The organism is Planococcus sp. CAU13 (assembly GCF_000775575.1).
In the GTDB taxonomy this organism is placed as follows: Bacteria; Bacillota; Bacilli; order Bacillales_A; family Planococcaceae; genus Planococcus.
The window spans coordinates 1-1211 of sequence record NZ_JRGN01000264.1 but is presented as its reverse complement, the minus strand read 5'-3'; the positions used below and the strand labels follow the sequence as shown (position 1 = coordinate 1211).

General features: G+C 42.3%; 1 protein-coding gene. It reads left to right on the top strand.

From position 1 onward, the window contains the following. Nucleotides 1–154: 154 nt before the first annotated feature. Nucleotides 155–1132: a nuclease-related domain-containing protein gene (locus tag KW93_RS12595; protein WP_052131614.1), complete on the top strand. Its 978-nt coding sequence runs from the start codon at nucleotides 155–157 to the stop codon at nucleotides 1130–1132. The last annotated feature ends 79 nt before the right edge of the window (nucleotides 1133–1211 follow it).

Sequence of the window (1211 nt, the reverse complement as noted above, 5' to 3'; positions counted from 1 at the left end):
CATAAGATAAAACTCCTCACCTAAAAGTCGAAAAACACCATAAATCACATATTCTCAGGAACAAATTTCATTTTTGACGCTATATAGGCTTCCAAATATGATATTTGGATAAATATGGAACTTCCAAACAAATTCTGTTACTCTAAAGACAAGGGTGGCTGAAATAATTATTAAAAACAGGAAACGACCGGCTAAACTTGCCGGCTATGAAGCCTTGGCAAAACGGTTGCCGATTAATCATCCGAAGCAGGAAGTTATTGCAGAGCGGATAAACTCCATCAATGCGGGCTTTGGTGGAGAAAAACGGCTGGATCACCTAATGAGGCATTTTAATCCGCATTATCAGTACTTAATTATCCAGGATCTGTCGATTTCCACTAATGTAGATTTTCAAATCGATACGCTGCTGATTACGCAGTCCTGTTTAATTTTATTGGAAGTGAAGAATATTTCGGGTCTGCTCAGGTTCACTGAAAATCCGAGTGCTTTGCATCAGACGAAAGCGTCAGGCGAAGAAAAGTCGTATCAAAGTCCACTGGTTCAAGTGGAAGTGATAAAGTGGAAGCTCGAAAGTGTGTTGAAAAGTCTGAATGCTGTTCTGCCAATCCATACTCCTCTGGTGATTGCTTATCCCAATCAAATCGTAGTGGAAAAGCCGCCGGGAGCGGTCATTTGGAGCGCAGACGAAACGATGATTCGGCTGCATAATTTCGAAATGCCGCCTGAAAAGATGTCCCAAGAAAAAATGCGCATATTGGGCCAGCAACTGCTCAGCCTTTCCCTGGAATACAATCCATTTCCGCTGGCTGCGAAACATGGAATCAGCGCTGGCGAAATCGCCAAAGGAGTCTTTTGCCCAACTTGCAAAAAAGCTGAAATGGAGAGGTGCAAACGCACCTGGCAATGTCCGGGATGCAAACTGAAAAGTACCGATGCCCATCACGAAGCAATCAGAGAATGGTGTATGTTAATAAAACCAAGTATTTCAGCTGCCGAATGTAAAGATTTCTTGTCACTGGAACATCTGTCGACGGCGAGAAATATACTGAAAAGCCCTTTATATAAAAGAGTCGGCAACAATAAGATGCGAAGATATTATAGGGAGATGCAAGCTGGCATTCACGAAAAGTGAATGCTTTTTTCGTTGAGAGATGGGGTAAAGAAATTTTAGTCGTAAGATGGAATGGGCAAACCATAAGATACAACCCGCA